The 1,031-nt window shown below is 47.2% G+C and carries 1 protein-coding gene; it reads right to left on the bottom strand.

Annotated features, from left to right (window positions below):
- On the bottom strand, nucleotides 1-1,031 hold a 1,031-nt coding region (locus R7P72_RS26140; RefSeq protein WP_318111175.1), incomplete at both ends, for a DNA topoisomerase.

Below are 1,031 nucleotides of genomic sequence, written 5' to 3'. Positions count from 1 at the left end.
GACGACCAATGCCTCGTTTTTCTAACTCTTTAACCAATGCCGCTTCCGTAAAGCGCGCAGGTGGCTTTGTAAAGTGCTGTTTAGGGTCAAGTGACTCTAAGCTTAGCTTATCGCCAAGTTGTACCGCAGGAAGGATTGTGTCCTCGTTTTTGCCCATTGGACGCTGTACGCGAGTCCAACCATCAAACTTAAGGATACGACCTTTCGCTTTTAGCGTGTATTCCGCCGCTTTTACGCTGATTGTGGTTGAATCATATTCTGCAGGTGTCATTTGACACGCAACGAACTGATTCCAGATCAGTGAGTAAAGCTTGTGAGCATCCGCATCTACACCTTGTAAGTCTTCTGCTTTCACTGATACATCAGATGGACGAATCGCTTCGTGCGCTTCTTGAGCACCTTCTTTGCTGCCGTACGTTAGTGGCTCAGCTGGAAGATACTTGTCACCAAATTCTGAACCAATGAAGTCACGAACAGCATCAACTGCTTCCGCACTCAAGTTAGTCGAGTCGGTACGCATATATGTGATGTAACCCGCTTCATACAGACGCTGAGCTAACATCATGGTTTTCTTAACGCCGTAACCTAAACGGGTACTTGCCGCTTGCTGCAATGTTGATGTGATGTATGGCGCAGAAGGCTTGCTCTTCGTCGGGCGGTCTTCGCGCTTACACACTTCGTAGCTCGCGTTTTCAAGGACAGAAATGGCTGCCTTAGTTTCTGTTTCGTTAACAGGTTTAAACGCAACGCCATCTTTCTGCGCAACCAGCAGTTTGAAATCTGACTTATCTTTAGTTTTGGTATTTGCGTGAATATCCCAGAATTCTTCTGGCACAAATGCGTTGATTTCACGCTCACGTTCTACCAATAGCTTCACCGCTACAGATTGAACACGACCAGCAGACAGGCCACGTGCCACTTTCTTCCATAACAATGGAGAAACCATGAACCCTACAACGCGGTCCATGAATCGACGAGCTTGCTGCGCATTAACGCCATCCATATTTAACTCGCCAGGAGTCTGGAAAGCT

It is taken from the genome of Vibrio sp. Vb0888 (genome assembly GCF_033338835.1).
Lineage (GTDB): Bacteria > Pseudomonadota > Gammaproteobacteria > Enterobacterales > Vibrionaceae > Vibrio > Vibrio alginolyticus.
This window is presented reverse-complemented; position numbering and strand designations above follow the sequence as displayed.